General features: G+C 42.0%; 15 protein-coding genes. 3 read left to right on the forward strand and 12 right to left on the reverse strand.

The window, feature by feature from the left end; all coding sequences use genetic code 11:
* Nucleotides 1–178: 178 nt before the first annotated feature.
* From def to erpA, 7 genes are all read right to left on the reverse strand, one after another.
* Complete coding sequence (gene def, locus H0262_RS00630) at nt 179–733, reverse strand: peptide deformylase (RefSeq protein WP_181209325.1); 555 nt, start codon at nt 731–733, stop codon at nt 179–181.
* A 235-nt stretch (nt 734–968) separates the two neighbouring features.
* Complete coding sequence (locus H0262_RS00635; RefSeq protein ID WP_011512415.1) at nt 969–1,223, reverse strand: GlsB/YeaQ/YmgE family stress response membrane protein; 255 nt, start codon at nt 1,221–1,223, stop codon at nt 969–971.
* 314 nt (nt 1,224–1,537) lie between these two features.
* Nucleotides 1,538–3,058: a UDP-N-acetylmuramate:L-alanyl-gamma-D-glutamyl-meso-diaminopimelate ligase gene (gene mpl / locus H0262_RS00640; RefSeq protein ID WP_181209326.1), complete on the reverse strand. Its 1,521-nt coding sequence runs from the start codon at nt 3,056–3,058 to the stop codon at nt 1,538–1,540.
* 289 nt (nt 3,059–3,347) lie between these two features.
* The gene (locus H0262_RS00645; RefSeq protein ID WP_181209327.1) at nt 3,348–3,971 is read right to left on the reverse strand and encodes a copper resistance protein NlpE N-terminal domain-containing protein; all 624 of its coding nucleotides are present in this window, start codon (nt 3,969–3,971) and stop codon (nt 3,348–3,350) included.
* Between the two features lie 193 nt (nt 3,972–4,164).
* The gene (locus tag H0262_RS00650) at nt 4,165–4,695 is read right to left on the reverse strand and encodes a disulfide bond formation protein B (protein ID WP_011512418.1); all 531 of its coding nucleotides are present in this window, start codon (nt 4,693–4,695) and stop codon (nt 4,165–4,167) included.
* A gap of 55 nt (nt 4,696–4,750) precedes the next feature.
* A complete protein-coding gene (gene gshA / locus H0262_RS00655) occupies nt 4,751–6,334 on the reverse strand; it encodes a glutamate--cysteine ligase (protein WP_409033810.1) in 1,584 nt (527 codons plus the stop codon).
* A 395-nt stretch (nt 6,335–6,729) separates the two neighbouring features.
* A complete protein-coding gene (gene erpA / locus H0262_RS00660; RefSeq protein ID WP_011279349.1) occupies nt 6,730–7,110 on the reverse strand; it encodes an iron-sulfur cluster insertion protein ErpA in 381 nt (126 codons plus the stop codon).
* 503 nt (nt 7,111–7,613) lie between these two features.
* Here erpA and H0262_RS00665 point away from each other — a divergent pair.
* Nucleotides 7,614–9,605 (forward strand): ATP-binding cassette domain-containing protein, encoded by a 1,992-nt coding sequence (locus H0262_RS00665; RefSeq protein WP_181209328.1) that lies wholly within the window; start codon nt 7,614–7,616, stop codon nt 9,603–9,605.
* A 104-nt stretch (nt 9,606–9,709) separates the two neighbouring features.
* On the opposite strand, the gene H0262_RS00670 is transcribed toward H0262_RS00665, so the two are convergent.
* The gene (locus H0262_RS00670; protein ID WP_011512421.1) at nt 9,710–10,072 is read right to left on the reverse strand and encodes a septal ring lytic transglycosylase RlpA family protein; all 363 of its coding nucleotides are present in this window, start codon (nt 10,070–10,072) and stop codon (nt 9,710–9,712) included.
* Between the two features lie 543 nt (nt 10,073–10,615).
* Here H0262_RS00670 and H0262_RS00675 point away from each other — a divergent pair.
* On the forward strand, nt 10,616–11,596 hold the full coding sequence (locus H0262_RS00675) for a DnaJ C-terminal domain-containing protein (RefSeq protein WP_181209329.1): 981 nt from the start codon (nt 10,616–10,618) through the stop codon (nt 11,594–11,596).
* Between the two features lie 85 nt (nt 11,597–11,681).
* The gene (locus H0262_RS00680) at nt 11,682–12,005 is read left to right on the forward strand and encodes a chaperone modulator CbpM (protein ID WP_020442445.1); all 324 of its coding nucleotides are present in this window, start codon (nt 11,682–11,684) and stop codon (nt 12,003–12,005) included.
* A gap of 87 nt (nt 12,006–12,092) precedes the next feature.
* Here the strand turns inward: H0262_RS00680 and sstT are convergent, their stop codons facing one another.
* The 4 genes from sstT to H0262_RS00700 all read right to left on the reverse strand — a co-directional run bounded on the left by sstT (nt 12,093) and on the right by H0262_RS00700 (nt 16,517).
* Nucleotides 12,093–13,295 (reverse strand): serine/threonine transporter SstT, encoded by a 1,203-nt coding sequence (gene sstT, locus H0262_RS00685; protein ID WP_011512424.1) that lies wholly within the window; start codon nt 13,293–13,295, stop codon nt 12,093–12,095.
* 194 nt (nt 13,296–13,489) lie between these two features.
* Nucleotides 13,490–13,945 carry a DNA polymerase III subunit chi gene (locus tag H0262_RS00690; RefSeq protein ID WP_181209330.1) on the reverse strand — a complete coding sequence of 152 codons (456 nt, stop codon included), beginning with the start codon at nt 13,943–13,945 and terminating at the stop codon, nt 13,490–13,492.
* Nucleotides 13,946–13,980: 35 nt separating this feature from the next.
* Entirely contained in the window at nt 13,981–15,660 is a 1,680-nt protein-coding gene (locus H0262_RS00695) for a leucyl aminopeptidase (RefSeq protein WP_181209331.1), read from the reverse strand.
* A 251-nt stretch (nt 15,661–15,911) separates the two neighbouring features.
* A complete protein-coding gene (locus H0262_RS00700) occupies nt 15,912–16,517 on the reverse strand; it encodes a cysteine hydrolase family protein (RefSeq protein WP_181209332.1) in 606 nt (201 codons plus the stop codon).
* Nucleotides 16,518–16,621 lie beyond the last annotated feature (104 nt).

Here is a 16,621-nt window from a genome sequence, read left to right on the forward strand (position 1 = left end):
AACCAGAACTAATAATAAAAGCCAAACTCTTTACGCTAAAATCTAAGCGTTCAATCGTCGCCTTATCGCTGCGCTATGTGCAGTATCTAAAACAGACAGCGTTTAAAACGTAGCATAAGCCATGACAAAACCACTTGACGATAAACGTATGTAACAATCAGCTTATCAAAGAAATAGATTAATAGTTTGCTGGCTGTGGCTCTTTTTCCGCCACTTGCTCACCTTGTTTTTCACGTATTTTAAGGACTTTACGCACCTTATCACGCGCACGTGTCTGTTTCAAACGCGACAAATAATCGACGAAAATCACCCCATTCAGATGATCCATTTCGTGTTGGATGCAAACGGCAAGTAAGCCTTCTACTTCTTCATCAATCTTATCACCATTCTCATCTAGTGCTTCGATACGCACTTTGTTTGGACGCTCAACCTTGTCATAGACGTCTGGCACGGACAGACAACCTTCTTCATACGGCTGCTTTTCTTCAACCAATGGCGTCACTGTTGGATTGATAAACACTCTTGGGCTGTCTTTATCTTCTGATAAATCTATCACGATAAGCTGGATATGGTGATCCACTTGGCTTGCAGCCAGACCGATACCTTGCGCATCGTACATGGTCTCAATCATATCGGTGATTAAGGTTTTGATTTCAGCAGTGACTTCCTTGACAGGCGTTGCAATCGTACGCAGACGCGGGTCGGGATAGCTTAAAATAGGGAGTAACGCCATAAGGCTCACCTCAATGATAAAGATAAAAAATAGGTTTGATATTATAAGATAAATGGGGACAAAAGTAATGCTTATCAATAGCTAAAGAGAGATATCCTGACTGATAAATATAAGAAAAATATAGTAATAATGTATTGATAGAGGAATTTGAAACAATAAAAAAGGCCTTGATTGCACAAGACCTTTATTTTATGTATTCGTTATTGAAATATATTAGCTATTTAGCTGTGTCCAATTATACGCGACGTTTACTCATAATCATCTCATAGATGAACAGTAATATAATCGCACCAATTACTGAGAAGATTAGACCAGTGAACCCGCCATCAGCATTGATACCAATTAGGCCAGCAACAAAACCACCAAGCATCGCACCAACGATACCCAATACAATGGTCATAATCCAACCCATAGGATCGCTACCTGGCTTAATCGCACGTGCCAATAAACCTGCAACCAGACCAACAATAATCATCCAAATAAAGCTCATATCAATTCTCCTAAAGTGTCTATCATTTATAATGGTTTACTTATTTTGTTGAATCCATTGTAAACATTATCGAGATCGAGAAATAAGCAAAAAATGTTACCTATGTATGGGCTCTGTGAGGAAAAAGCGATATTTGCTATTTAGCAGGGGAAATAGGTAAACGGGGTGTTACAAAGGTAGTAAAGTCGCTAATGAAATGACTATATCTCTCTATAAAAGTAAAAATATTTTTTTATAGGTATAAAAAGAAATAAACAGGCGTAGCTCATTATTAATGAGCTACGCCTGTTATTCTACAGGGTTATAGAGCCAGACTAACTATTAGCTAAAGCGGTTACTAAACGCTGATGAATACCTTCAAAGCCGCCATTAGACATAATCACAATCGCATCACCAGCCTTGGCATATGTGCAAATATGAGTAATGATATCTTCTACGCTAGAGAGTACCTGTTGGCTGCCAATATCTGGATTTGCGATAGTGGCATTATTAATGACTTCTTTTAGACCCCACTCAAGTCCGGTAGGCTCATACCATAAGGTATGATCGGCGAGAGCAGCAGACTCAGCCAAGCTGTCTTGATGAATGCCCATTTTCATGGTATTACTACGTGGTTCAATAATTGCCCACAGTCGTCTATCAGCTAGCTTTTTCTTAGCACCATCCAAAGTAGTGGTAATTGCCGTTGGATGATGAGCAAAATCATCAAAGACCAAGATATCATTTACATTACCTATAAGCTCCATCCGACGTTTAATACCCGCAAATGCTGATAACGCCGCGCAAGCAGTTTTGACACTGACGCCGATGTTATAAGCCGCTGCGACAGCAACCAAGGCGTTATTCACATTGTGAATGCCGCTCATCGACCAATCGACGACTCCCGTGGCTTCTTTATCAGCAATATCAGCCGCAAAACTAACCGCAAATTGACCACCATCTGCGCTGATAAGTTCAGCTTGCCAATCGCTACTATCTTTTGCGTGGGTATTATTTTTTGCATAGGTATTATCTGTTGCATAGGTATTATGTGCCGCTGAGTCCAATACTGCTGTCCGCCAAACGGGTGTCCAAACACCTTTCGCTAACGTTTCCTCTAAGCTGGCAGTCGCTGTGGGCATAATGATTTTGCCAGTGCTTGGAATCATGCGCACCATATGATGAAATTGGGTCTGAATAGCATCAAGATCCGCAAAAATATCCGCATGATCAAATTCAAGGTTATTTAAAATAGCCGTACGCGGACGATAATGTACGAACTTTGAACGCTTATCAAAAAATGCAGAATCGTATTCATCTGCTTCGATAACGAAATAGCCAGTATTTGCCGAATCGTCATTATCAATTTTGTCAGCACCCAAATAACTGCTGTGTGCAAAGACGTGCTGCAAGTGTGCATCAGCAGTATCAACCAGTGGCACACCACCGATTAAAAACCCCGTGTCGATACCGGCATAATGCAGTATCCAAGCGAGTATGGTAGTCGTCGTGGTCTTACCATGAGTACCTGCCACTGCGATGACATGGCGAGATTGCAACACTTGCTCAGATAAAAATTGGGGTCCAGAGGTATAGCGTAGACCTGTGTCTAGCATATATTCGATGACATCCATACCGCGCTTCATGGCATTACCAACCACGACTAGATCTGGTGCTGGTTGCAGATGCTCTATAAGATAGCCTTGCTCAATGGTCACGCCCGCGTTTTCCAGTTGGGTAGACATCGGCGGATAAACGTTGGCATCTGAGCCCGTGACCGTATGTCCAAGCTCACGCGCTAGCAATGCCAGTGAGCCCATAAAAGTACCACAAATACCAAGAATATGAATATGCATAGACGTTCCGTACGAGCTTGAATAAGAGGAATGAAAATCTAACGTAAGCCAATAAAAGAGATTGCTATATTTTGGCTGAGCTAATATTTATCTTAGCAAATTACTATTTAAGCCAGTACTCTTTTATGTTGAGCCAACGACCGTAGCACAGCAGGCAAGCGCTCATTGTAAAGTAATCATGGTTCATTGACCAATAAAAAACGCCTAGTAAATAGGCGTTATCAAAATTATAAAGTAGTCGGATTTAGTGTCATCTCAAAGATGCTATATGGCGTTGCCATTCACGCATTTATTGACGTGCTAAAGCATAGTTTTCATCAGGATTTTTATACTCATCCATCATGATCAAGTGATTGTCTTGAATTTGATAGGTTTCGATATTTTTTTTCTCATAAACGATAGTAATTACATCATTGTCTTGACGATAGACACCGGATTCTATCAAAGGCGGTTGCGGCGTTTTAGCCTGATTAAAAACACTGGTTTTCAATACTGAACCGTCAGCGAATAAGTTTAGCGTGAGGTCGATACTGCCACAAGATGGGCAAGGGACAACGCCACCATAATCGCCCATCAAGGTCGCTTGCAACATACTGTCGCTATTTGCTGCTGAAATCATCGGTGAACGTGCTGAATTATCATTCGAGTTTGCTGTTGCAATAAGTGCCTGTCCTTCTTGATCACTGTCTTCATTAGCTGATGCTTTAGCACTATTGTCTTCTAAGGCAGGCTCATCATTATTCGAAACGTTACTTTGGTCGCTGTTAATCGGCGCACCTTGGGTATTTTTATTTGTAGAAGAAGAGGCACTGTCACAACTCACCAGGGCGATACAGACCGGTACGGCTAATAATAGGCGTAGACAGCGGTTGTTAAGCGAGGAAGCAGAAAATACAGGCGAAAAATTTATCATAGTATTACCACAGAGCAGATTTTTAAACAATATTGCTAATTACAACTGATGTCATTTTGACTCTAAAATCAGCGTAAAAACCACATAGAACGAAAACGACTAGAGTAACGACAATAAGCCCGCGTTGCGAGCTTGATTTCGTTAAATTATGTGATAAAAATGGAGAAACTATGAATAGCGCGCCGTGCGTTATTTATCGAGCGAGAGGCTTAGGAGTAGCAGGACGTACGATACGCCACAAGATTAGCAAATGGGTCAGTATGAGAATACTAAATAAAATCAAGGATTGTTCAGGGATGCTTAAGCCCAGAAACGTCCAGTCAATAGAGGCGCATTCACCAGAGCCCGCAAATACTTCTTTTAATACCTGTTGCATAGGCAAGGTATCAAGCCAATAATCCAAACCCGGACCACATGACGGGACTTGATCTGCTGGTAAATGCTGTAGCCAGACATGACGTCCTGCGACTATCGCCGCCCAGCCGATACCCGCTAAACTACCAAGCCAAAGTAGTAGTCTGATAACCATCGATTTTGGATGAAACAAAGCGGCGATTAAAGCAAACCCGCCCATGATCATCAGACCAATCCGCTGAAAAATACAAAGCGGACAAGGTGAAAACCCCATATAACGCTGTAAGAAAAATAGTGCAAAGCTCATGCCTATCGCGGTCATTATGACTAAAAACACTTGCAGATTGCGGTAAGTGGTTAGCTGTAGCATGGGGCAGATACTCTTATAAAGTGCTTGTTAATAAAGGACAGAAAGATATGAAAGATTAACGATACTGCTGCAAGAAATCCATGAAATCTTCTGTTTCAGCTGCTTCTATCTCCGCTTGTTGTAAGATAGATTTTTCGGCGAGCACTTCATATTTTGCTTGGGTATTTGGACTGAGCGTCTGCTGCAATAACGAGTCGCGATGCTGCTGCGCTAAAGTAAAGCCCAACTGCCATAAACTGCCCAAGCGCTTGCTATCAGAGTTCACTTGCGCTGAAATAGTTGACTCAGAGTGACCAGCTTTGCCTTGCATCAAGGCAACAGCCGCCCGATAATCATTGCCGCCATAGTGGGCATCTAGTAGTGCCGCTAACGGCTGCATACGGTTCAAATGCATTAGCATCCAGCTCTCTAATGATTGCTCGGCACCATTATTAAGGATTTGTAAATTGTCACGGCGACCTTCATTAACGACGCGCTCAAGATTGATAGCGAGCGCATCTTCTTCCTCAGGCATTAATTCAGGGGAATCACTAAGCAAGCAATAAAGCGCCATCACTTCTAAAAAGCAGGCACTAGATAAGCGGATACCGATATCGCTATAAGGGTCCAAATCAATCGCACGAAACTCAACATAAGCGATACCACGACGCTCAAGTGCTTCAGTTGGGCTTTCGCCACTCATGGCTATTTGTTTAGGACGAATAGGGCTGTAGTATTCATTTTCTATTTGTAAAATATGATTGTTGATTTGAATAGGATTGCCATTCTCATCATCTAAGCCGAGTTTCTCAAAGCTTTCGTGCGGGGTTTGAATCGCACGGCGCAGACCTTTGACATATTCAGGCAAATTGTTGTAGCGGATATCAAGGTGCTCTTGCACACTATTGGTGTAACCAAGTTTACCCATACGCAGGCTGGTAGCAGTTGGTTTATAATAGGTTGAATTATTGAACATCTCAAGGTCGTGCTCAATCCCTGAAACAAAGCACGGGCAAACACTCGGACTTGCACCCAATAAATACAGAACCAAACTGGTCAGGCGCTTAAAGTTACGAATCAGACCCAGATATTTATCGTTTTTAAACTCTGTTAATGTCAGAGATTGTGCAGTAGGCGTTTGTGTTTGCCATGCAGTGAATAAATCGTCACCAAATGATAAATTATAATGTAAACCTGCAATGGTCTGCATCCGGCGACCATAACGAACACCAAGTCCACTACGGTACAAAGTTTTCAATTTACCCGTGTTAGAGCTACCATAGTCCGCGAGCGGAATATCTTCATCATTTGATGATAGCATACAAGGCATAGACAGCGGCCACATCAGCTCATCTTCAGGCATACCTTTATAGACCAATAGATGCAGCTGACGCAGCATGTTTAGCGTCTCTTTTGGTGATGACTTGGGGTCGGTAATCAGCTCAAGTAAGCTTTCAGAGTAATCCGTCGTAATAAAAGGATGAGTCAGCTTGGAGCCGAGTTTGGCAGGGTGCGGCGTTTGGGCCAAATAACCATCAGGCGTAACACGCAATCCTTCTTTTTCGATACCACGTAACATGCCTGCTAAATGCTCGCTGGCAAACCAGTTTGGAATATCAAAATCGACAAAGCTACTCGCAAAATTACTCATAAGGATCATCTGTTGTTATTGGTTATTATTGATTAAAAAACCATCAATGGCTAATCGGAAAATAGAGAATAGTGACTTCAGTTTAGCCCAAAGACAGGCTAAAAACCACGCACGATTACAAATACGGTCAGTTTTACTGAAGGTGAATTCCACACTGTTTGGCAGAAAATCTAGCCATAAAATAGCAGTAAAGCCCTAAGAAAGTTGTGACTTTAATTGATCGTTTGTGCTTATTTTCTTGAAAGCTTTTATGGAGGGCAATTCTATTTTTATCAATAGCCAATGCACCCAAATTTTTACAGGAAAAATATCTGAAATAAAAAGCACCTACCAATCGGATAAGTGCCATAGCAAAACAATTCTTTATATAGTCATTGAATATTAAAATATACCAAAGCGAGTATTTAGATCGAGAATGACGAGCCGCAGCCACAAGTGGTCGTCGCATTAGGGTTGGTTACGATAAAGCGTGCGCCTTCCAAACCTTCGGTATAATCAACGGTAGAGCCTTGCAGGTATTGATAGCTTAATGAGTCAACGACCAAGGTCACATCGTTATTATCGAAGTTGGCATCATCTTCATTGAGCTCATTGGCGAAGTTAAAGCCATAAGAAAAGCCCGAACAGCCGCCGCCCGTCACATAGACGCGTAGCATCAAGTTGCTATCACCTTCTTCTTCACGCAGGCGACGGACTTTTTGCGCCGCACTGTCAGTCAGGTTCAGAACCGTTGGATCGACAGGTTGGCTTGAACTTGGATTAAATTGGTTGGCTGGTTGGTTCATATCTACCTCAATTGCTAAAATCAGATGTTATTATTTTCACGTATGCGAGGTCGTCTATTGATACAGGCTAAGATGACTTGCCAGTAGCTTTTCATAGCTGCTATTCATGACCTACCGGCAACTGCACTATTCTTTATGCAAGGTATCGCTATTTTTTGACAACCACTGCGATATAGACAGCATAGTAACTAGGCTTTAATTGAGAATATCAGCACTTAACTGCCTGATGTCAATAGTGTTTTGCTAGTATAACATAGTTGGGCTAATGATTAATTTGTCAAGGGTAACAGTAGCGTTTGCTATTATAACGTACTTATATATGCCCTTTGTTGTTTGTTAATACAAGGGAATTAGTAGCAGTATAAAGGTTTGAATTTAAAATACTTATTTAATTGTTTGCCTATCGGTTATGCGTTTGAAATAATAGCCGCCAGTAAACACGCCAGATAAGTGTTTTTCCTATTGCCTTATGTTTTATATTACCGCTGAGATGAAGAAATTATATGATCGAATTTAAAGACGTTGGTGTTCGCCGTGATGGTCGTGAGTTGTTTGCAGGGGCAAGCTTCCAGCTACATCCGGGCCACAAAGTTGGCTTAACGGGCAATAACGGGACCGGAAAATCGACCTTATTTGCCTTGTTATTGACACGAATGGGTACCGGCGATACCGAAGTGACCCTTGATAGGGGTGAAGTGAGTATCCCTGATAGCTGGCACGTAGCGCACATGGCGCAGGAAGTTGGCGCGACCACACAGACGGCGATTGATTATGTGCTAAGCGGTGATGAGCAGTGGTACGAGATTAATGCTACGTTAAATGATTTGAGCAGTGTCAGTGATGAGCAGATTGGTGTGCTGCATCAGCAGTTTGATGAGATTGATGGCTATCGTACGCCAACCAAAGCCGCGCAAATTATGGCGGGTCTTGGTTTTAATACCAACCAGCACGAACTGCCAGTAGAAGGTTTTTCGGGTGGTTGGCGTATGCGCTTAAACCTTGCTAAGACCTTGATGAGCCGCGCAGATTTAATGCTACTAGATGAGCCAACCAACCATTTGGATTTGGATGCTATCTTGTGGCTTGAGACGTGGATTAATGCCTTTACTGGTTTGGTCATCGTGATTTCGCATGATCAAACGTTCTTAGATAACACCGTTGGTCATATCTTGCACGTTGAGCAGCAAAAAATCACCCTTTATACCGGTAACTATCAGCAGTTTATTCGAACCCGTCATGAGCGTATGGCGCAGCAGCAACAAGCTTTTGAGAAGCAAGAAGCGACCAAAGCACATTTGGATGACTTTATTCGTCGTTTCCGTGCTAAAGCCAGTAAAGCAAAGCAAGCGCAGAGCCGTATCAAGCAGCTTGAGCGCATGGCTGAGCTGTCGCCGATGATGGCAGATAACCCGTTTTCGTTCCGCTTTTATGAGCCTGCTAATATGAGCTCGCCGCTGATTGAGCTGACTGATGCGGATATTGGCTATAGCGACATCCCCCTACTTTATAATGCAAACGTACAAGTCACTCCTGATACTCGTATTGGGCTGCTTGGAATGAATGGCGCTGGTAAATCGACCTTGATTAAAGCCTTGGTCGGTGAGCTTGGCGTATTAAAGGGCAGCTATAACGTTTCTGATACGCTAAAGCTTGGCTACTTTAACCAGCATCAAATGGACATCCTTGATCCCAAGGCAACGCCGATAGAGATGTTGCGTCGTCTGGCAGGCAAAACGTCTGATGCGATGTTACGCTCGTTTTTGGGTAGCTTTGATTTCCGTGGCGACCGTATCGATACCATAAGCGAGCTATTTTCTGGTGGTGAGCGTGCGCGCTTAACATTGGCTTTAATTGTTTGGCAACGTCCGAACGTGCTGGTACTCGATGAGCCAACCAACCATTTAGACCTACAAATGCGTCAAGCCTTGACGATTGCTTTGCAAGGGTTTGAAGGGGCAGTAGTACTAGTCTCGCATGATCGCGAGTTGATTGCCAATGTCTGTGATGAGCTATTTTTGGTACATGATGGTCAAATCGATGAGTTCGATGGTGACATCAGTGACTATGGTAAATGGCTTGCTGAAAAACGTAAACAAGAAAATTCGCAAGACAAAAATACCAGTAAGAAGAAAAGTAAAAAAGAGAGTAAGAAGTTTGTTTCACGTGAAACAGATGCTAATTCAGTAGGTAGCCAAGCAAGCAAGCAAGTGGGTAAAGATGCGCAGCGCAAGCTGGCCGCTGAACAACGCAAATTAACCGCGCCTATTCGCCGTGATATTGAAAATACAGAAAAGACCTTGGCAACAATTGATGGAAAGCTGCTGGTGTTAGAAGAAAAGCTGGCGAATACGGATCTTTATGAAGAAAGTAGTAAGGCTGATTTGATGGTATTGCTGAATGAGCAAACCGCGCTACAGCAACAACATAGTCAAAATGAAGAAAAGTTGCTACTGGCAATGACAACCTTGGAAGAAATGGAAGCCAATATCGGCTAATACCGTGAGGTTTTTATCAATTAGTTTTTAATCGAAACCAAGCGATAAAACTCAGTCATTAAAAAAGGGAAGGCTTACGCCTTCCCTTTTTTTACTTTATTGCCTTACTCTCTACGATATCGACCATCACCATAAGATAGGATTTCCATCGTAGTAGTACAAAGCTGACAGTTTATTTGACCAGCAGCAGCTTTAGATAAATCAAGGATGCGACCTCGTATAAAAGGCCCTCTATCTGTAATTTTCACAATCACACTCTGCTTTGTCTTTTTGTTGGTCACTTGTACCTTCGTACCAAACGGCAGCGTTCTATGTGCGGCTGTCAGGGAGTTCATATTGAAGATACTACCACTTGCCGTACGCTTACCGTGGAACTTGCTACCGTAGTAGCTGGTATTGCCGGCGAAAGCAGTGGCGCTCAATAGTATTGATAAAGTGATGACTAAAGACTTGATTAAATAAGACATTTAAAACCTTTTTGCTATTGAAGAAATAGACAGATATTCTTGCCTATGTTATGCATACTCCCTATGAGTACAAATAATATAAAACATCATACAAGAAATAACTTTTCACATTCTTACAGCTCTGTAAAAAAACTCTTTAGGTCAAAAACGCTGTTTTAACAGTAAGTTATGATATATATACCTATTTTGCTATATTTAGATTGCTGTCAATATAAACAATTTATTGGTCGATTCTCTCATTATAAAATCAGTTAAAAGTAAAAATTTTTCGTATTAAATAGTATGTTTCAGAGAAAAAGATCCCTTGCATACTACTATCCGCCTAGCAGAGACGATAATAATGTATAGCAAGTGCACGGTATCGCTTTTAAGTTGAATCCCCTATATTGGTAATATTTCTATAATGGTATTTGGTTTTTTTAGCGCTATCATTGTAAGTAGACTAGGGTCACAATCTGTTATATCGCCAACCTAATTTCGATTACTAGCGTTTACAATTGGCATTTCATTATTATTAATAGATCTTATTTTGAGGAACATAACATGGCAGAAAAAAACTACTATGACATTTTAGGGGTCAACAAAGACGCCTCAGACGCCGATATTAAAAAAAGATATCGTAAGCTCGTCCGTCAATATCATCCAGATGTCAGCGATGCGCCAGATGCCGATAATAAGATTGCTGAGATTAATAATGCTTATGAAACCATCAGAGATAAGGACAAGCGTGCTGAATATGATGCGATGCTAAACAATCCTTTTGCTGGTCAAGGTGGCGGTTTTGGCGGGCAAGCAGGTGCTGGTCAGGGCGGCTTCCGTTGGGAAGATATCAAAGATCAGTTTGGGGAAGGTGAGGCTTACGGCGATGGAGGTTTCCGCTTCGATGATATTTTTTCGGCATTTGGACGCGGCGCACGCGGACAAAATAGTGGTCAGTCACAGTATGGTGGCTTTGGCAACCAAGATAGCAAAGGTCAAGATCAACATGCCGAGATTACGGTTGATTTGGCTTCGGTATATAACGGTGATGACTATAGTATTAAGTTAAATGTTCCGGTGCGTCAGCCAAATGGCAGTGTGGGCTACGATAATAAGACCCTTAAAATTAAAATTCCTAAAGGCATTACGGATGGCAAGCAAATTCGATTGGCTGGACAAGGAGCGGCTGGCAGCGGTAATGGTAAAAATGGTGATTTATTTTTAAAGGTTAAAATCAGTCATGCTTCAAATATCCGTATCGAAGGCGCAGATATTTACCAAACTGTAAACATCGCCCCATGGGAGGCAGCACTGGGTGAAAAAATTCATGTTAGTACGCCAGCGGGCACGCTGGGTGTAAGTATCCCTAAAAACAGCAAGTCAGGTAGTAATTTACGTCTAAAAGGCAAAGGTATTCCTGCTAAAGAAGCAGGCGATTTATACTTAACCCTAAATATTGTCAATCCGGATATCAATAGTGAAGCGGCGACCAACGCTTATGAAGCACTAAAACAAGCCTTCACTGACACAACTATTGAGCGATAAACAAATAGATTTATAAAAGCTGTTTAATACCCTAATAGAGATGTAGACGATAACGATAAAATAAAGAAAAACGAGGATAATCGCTATGAAACACTCGCCTGAATTTAATGACATTATCATGAGCTTAGATGAGCTGATATCTGCCTGTGGTCAAGAGCGCCAGTGGGTGATCGAGCTGATTGAAGAGAACATTATCGAATATGATGTACCAGAGCGCGAGCAGTTTACTGGCTATCAGCTGACGACTGTGCGCCGTGCGTCCCGCCTAAGTCGCGACTTTGAAGCCAGCGTGCCAGCAATTGGTCTGATACTTGAGCTGCTAGATGAAATCGAGCAACTGCGCCAACTAAAACGCCAATTGAATATGCAAGCACCTGTTATTGAAGTCACGATTGATCAATTAAAATAGTTAAATGAACAGTAAAAGCCGATCATAAAAAAGAGCCCAATCATTGATTGGGCTCTTTAGTATTTAAGCATACGATTTTATAGCAAATTAACGAGCATATTTTGGATCAGCAGCAGCAGTAAATAAGACGTCTGTTGATGAGTTCAGAGCGGTTTCTGCAGAATCTTGTATGACGCCGATGATGAAGCCAATTGCGACCACTTGCATCGCAATGTCATTTGGAATACTAAATAGGCTTGCCGCTAATGGAATCAGTAGCAATGAACCACCAGCAACACCAGATGCGCCGCAGGCACTAATCGTCGCGACCAAGCTTAATAGCAGTGCTGAGGCAAACGTCACTTCGATACCGAGCGTATGAGCAGCAGCAAGCGTTAAAACGTTAATGGTGATTGCAGCGCCCGCCATATTGATGGTAGCACCCAGTGGAATGGTAACTGAATAGGTGTCTTCATGTAGACCCAATTTACGCGCAAGGTTCATATTGACAGGGATGTTTGCCGCTGATGAGCGTGTAAAGAATGCAGTGATACCAGATTCACGTAAGCAGATAAACACGAGCGGATAAGGATTTTTTCCTGTCTTAACTAAGATAATGAGCGGATTGACGACTAGCGCGATAAATAGCATACAACCGACCAATACCATTAAGATGCGTGCATAGCCAGCTAAAGCTTCAAAGCCTGTCTCAGCAACCGTATTGGCAACCAAACCCAAAATACCAAAAGGCGCTAAGGCAATAACCCATTTTACCACTTGTGAGATGGCATCAGAAAAATCCCCGACCACGGTACGAGCAGTATCACTCGCCTGACGTAAAGCAAAACCAATGATAATTGCCCATGCCAAAATACCAATATAGTTGGCTTCAGCGATAGCCTGAACGGGGTTGGCGACCAAATTCATCAGCAAGTTGGTCAACACTTCTTTTAAATTTGCTGGCGGTACTTGCTCAATGACCGCATTGACTAAAACCAGCTCGGTTGGAAATAAGAAGCTTGCCCCTACAGCAGTCAGCGCTGCTAAAAAAGTGCCAAACATATACATGATTAGCACGGGTTTAACATAGACCTCGTTGCCACTACGATGTTGGCTAATGGCTGCCATGACCAAAACGAATACCAGTATCGGCGCGACGGCTTTTAGTGCCCCCACAAATAAAGTACCCAATAATCCTAATGCAATACCAACATTTGGTGCCAACCAACCTATTAATACCCCTAATACTAAACCGATAATAATAAGCGGTACCAGTCCTATACGCTGATACATCGCAATTAATGAACGCATCTATACACCCTCAACCTTGTCAATAAATAAGATATTTATAGCGAAAACAGAAAAATAATCGGAGGATGGTAGCATTTTTTGGGATAAGCGCCTACCTTTAACCCGCATCTGACTGGGCTGATAGAGCTAAAGAAAAGGCGTTATATGTGACAAAAATAATGATTTTACCGTAACAAATAAAGCGGTTTGAAGAATTAAACTTTAAAGTGAGTCAGCTCATAGCCGAGTTGTTGGTAGCTTTTATATTTATGACGACCTTCTTGCACACTAGCTGCATCAGGTTTTATCAGCTCAAGGACGCGAGTAGGTTTCGCATTGATAGTAGCTGTCATAAAAGTGCTTACTGGATGTATAGTGGTATTAAGAACCATACCTTTAAAGTTAGCAGGCATATAATTGCTAAGAAGTACAGGCGCTAACGCTTTATGATTGATATCAGTATCAGCATTCAAAAGGCGTTGATGGGGGATAAAGCTAGTAGCCTCTTGTTCCCATAGCGCCTTATCAAGCGTCGATAGCAATTCATCATCGTCGATAAAAATTAACAATGATTGATTGCTTTTATTAAGCGCGGTTTGGGTCAGCTGACAAATAAAGCCCAAGAAATCTTGGGCTTTATTCTCAGTTAATACATAGAAGCTAACGTTCATAAACTGATTTTCATTAATTGGTTTTCATTAATAAGTTATGCCATGTTTGCACTATTTCTCAGATATTGCATAAATAACGGTACAGGACGACCAGTCGCAGCTTTGTCTTGACCTGAAATCCATGCCGTACCAGCGATGTCTAAATGCGCCCATGCTTGGCCTTCTTCTATAAAGCGCGATAAGAAACATGCGGCAGTAACAGCACCAGCACCTTTACCACCAATATTTTGAATATCAGCGATAGGCGAGTCAATCTGCGCTTGATACTCGTCATCCATCGGCATGTGCCAGATAAGATCACCTGATAAATGACTCGCGTTTTCTAAGTCGAACAATACATCTTCGTCATTACTAAAAACTGCTGAGCGGACGTGACCTAGCGCAACCACACAAGCACCAGTCAAGGTTGCGACATCGATGATGGCTTTTGGCTGATAATACTTCTGTACATAGCACAAGGTATCGCACAGTACTAAACGACCTTCAGCATCGGTATTTAATATCTCAACTGACTTACCGTTCATTGCTATGATGATATCGCCAGGACGCGTCGCCTCTCCTGATGGCATATTTTCAGCACAAGCTAGCGCACCGACGACGTTGATAGGTAGACGCGCTTCACATAATGCTTTTAGGGTACCGAGTACCGCAGCAGAACCGCCCATATCAAATTTCATCTCATCCATCGCCGCACCCGGTTTGATTGAGATACCACCTGAATCGAAGGTGACGCCTTTACCAACCAATACGATAGGCGAGTCGTCATTTGCAACTTGCACATCATCATTACTATCTTGTTTCGCGTTTTTAGCGGCTTTTTTGCTAGCAGCTTTGGTTGGTAACTTATCAGCCAATGCTTTTAAACCACCCGCTACTTTTGCGCTGTTGGTAGTGGCTTTGCTAGTATCGCCATCAGCATTGACACTAAAATTAGACTTGCCACGATATTCCATTAACACCAGCTTGCCCTCTTTGGTCGAGCCTTGCGCGACCGATAAGAAGCAGTTCATACCTAATGCTGACATCTCGTCTTCACCTAATACGGTGACTTTTAAGAGGTCAGGATAAGTGGCTGCCAATTCCTGTGCTTGCTCAGCCATATACGCTGGGAAACAGATATTCCCCGGCTCATTGGCGACATCACGGGTTAAGCTTTGACCAGTAAAGACCGCCTGTGCAAAGTTTAACGAATCCTCTAAAGATGGCTCTGCCAATAAGTAGATGTCCGTTAAAACAGGCGTTTGCTGCTCAGATTTGTACTTGTCAAAACGATAGCTTGCTGCCAGTAGGCTCAGCGCGAATTGACTAAAATGGTTTTCTTCTAAGCTATCGCCCAGCGCAACAGTGATAGAGTCAACACGCTTTTGCGTGCTCTTATAAATGGTATTGGCAATTTTTTCTAGAACGCTATGACGTAATTTATCAACATTACCCACACCGACCAATAGCAGCTGTACTGGATTTTCTTTGGTGGTTTTTTTATCGCCAGCCAGCGCATAGTCAGCAACCGTCTCACAAGCTTTGCCATTAAAGTGCGATACTTCAATCAATTGCTCAATACGGGTTTGATAATCACTTAATACCGACTCAGCTAAGATATTTTTCTTATCATCAATTAAGACGACGAGGCAAGCGGCATCTTTGCTTTTAGCTTCTTTTTTAAGAATTTTTTGTGTATGGGTTTTCGGTAAACTTTGCGTTAATTTAATATTCATATATTGTTATCCTTATTAGATGAATGCATTTTTTTAAAAGCGTGAATACAGTAAGGTGTCAAATTTAAAAAGATATCAAATTTTAACTGCTAACGCATTTGAATCGGTAGTGTATTCTAACTGCTACTTATCTTAAATAGCACGCCTATCAAGCAAGCATAGTAGTGTAGCATATCGGCATACAGTACGCAGTTAGCAAGGGTTAGGTAATGTTTCTGGAGCTATTTCTTGCATTATTTTAGCGTCAGTCATTAGTTGTTAGTCAACTTATCAGTCGCTACTAGAGCGGCAAATCTATCTTGAAGTGCAGCCATCGCACTATCATGCACAGTACTAGCCATTATGACTTGTCCTGCAACACTAGGCAGATCGCGCGTGGCACAAGCATCATGACACACGAAATTTTCAAAACCCAAATCAAAGGCTGCTCTGACGCTTGAGCTGACGCACATATGGCTCATAAAGCCTGCAAAAATAATTTGTTGCTTACCAGCCGATTTTATTAGCGCTTGCAGCTCGGTATCATAAAATGCATTAGGGTGCATTTTAACAATGGTTTTTTCGTCATTAATGGGCTGCAGGCTATTAATAATATCTACTTTTGATGATAATGGATTGAAAATTTTATCATTATCCTGCCCGTGATGAGTAACATGAAATATCGGGATAGCTTCGCTTCTAGCTCTATCGAGTAGCAGGCACGCGTTCGCAGTAGCTTTACTACCGGCATCACCTAACGGCATCGCGCCGTCAACATATTCATTCTGAAAATCAATCATGACGATAGCGCAATTTGACCAATCAATCTCATTAAATTGACCACCAGCTAATCCAAGTAAAGTAGAGGGAATAGACATTTTATGCTCCGTTAATTAGTAAACGATATAAGTGTAGATGCTAAATCTTAAATAATTTTGAATGTTAACTAACGTTAAATACTAACAACTAATGCTGATAGTAT

Origin of the sequence: Psychrobacter sp. D2 (assembly GCF_013608135.1) — a bacterium.
In the GTDB taxonomy this organism is placed as follows: domain Bacteria; phylum Pseudomonadota; class Gammaproteobacteria; order Pseudomonadales; family Moraxellaceae; genus Psychrobacter; species Psychrobacter cryohalolentis.

Excerpts from the sequence above, each read along its gene's own strand:
- H0262_RS00635 (WP_011512415.1), bottom strand. The coding sequence starts at position 1,223 with ATGAGCTTTATTTGGATGATTATTGTTGGTCTGGTTGCAGGTTTATTG.
- H0262_RS00650 (WP_011512418.1), bottom strand. The coding sequence starts at position 4,695 with ATGCTACAGCTAACCACTTACCGCAATCTGCAAGTGTTTTTAGTCATA.
- H0262_RS00695 (WP_181209331.1), bottom strand. The coding sequence starts at position 15,660 with ATGAATATTAAATTAACGCAAAGTTTACCGAAAACCCATACACAAAAA.
- H0262_RS00645 (WP_181209327.1), bottom strand. The coding sequence starts at position 3,971 with ATGATAAATTTTTCGCCTGTATTTTCTGCTTCCTCGCTTAACAACCGC.
- H0262_RS00700 (WP_181209332.1), bottom strand. The coding sequence starts at position 16,517 with ATGTCTATTCCCTCTACTTTACTTGGATTAGCTGGTGGTCAATTTAAT.
- def (WP_181209325.1), bottom strand. The coding sequence starts at position 733 with ATGGCGTTACTCCCTATTTTAAGCTATCCCGACCCGCGTCTGCGTACG.
- H0262_RS00675 (WP_181209329.1), top strand. The coding sequence starts at position 10,616 with ATGGCAGAAAAAAACTACTATGACATTTTAGGGGTCAACAAAGACGCC.
- gshA (WP_409033810.1), bottom strand. The coding sequence starts at position 6,334 with ATGATCCTTATGAGTAATTTTGCGAGTAGCTTTGTCGATTTTGATATT.
- H0262_RS00670 (WP_011512421.1), bottom strand. The coding sequence starts at position 10,072 with ATGTCTTATTTAATCAAGTCTTTAGTCATCACTTTATCAATACTATTG.
- sstT (WP_011512424.1), bottom strand. The coding sequence starts at position 13,295 with ATGCGTTCATTAATTGCGATGTATCAGCGTATAGGACTGGTACCGCTT.
- erpA (WP_011279349.1), bottom strand. The coding sequence starts at position 7,110 with ATGAACCAACCAGCCAACCAATTTAATCCAAGTTCAAGCCAACCTGTC.
- mpl (WP_181209326.1), bottom strand. The coding sequence starts at position 3,058 with ATGCATATTCATATTCTTGGTATTTGTGGTACTTTTATGGGCTCACTG.
- H0262_RS00680 (WP_020442445.1), top strand. The coding sequence starts at position 11,682 with ATGAAACACTCGCCTGAATTTAATGACATTATCATGAGCTTAGATGAG.
- H0262_RS00665 (WP_181209328.1), top strand. The coding sequence starts at position 7,614 with ATGATCGAATTTAAAGACGTTGGTGTTCGCCGTGATGGTCGTGAGTTG.
- H0262_RS00690 (WP_181209330.1), bottom strand. The coding sequence starts at position 13,945 with ATGAACGTTAGCTTCTATGTATTAACTGAGAATAAAGCCCAAGATTTC.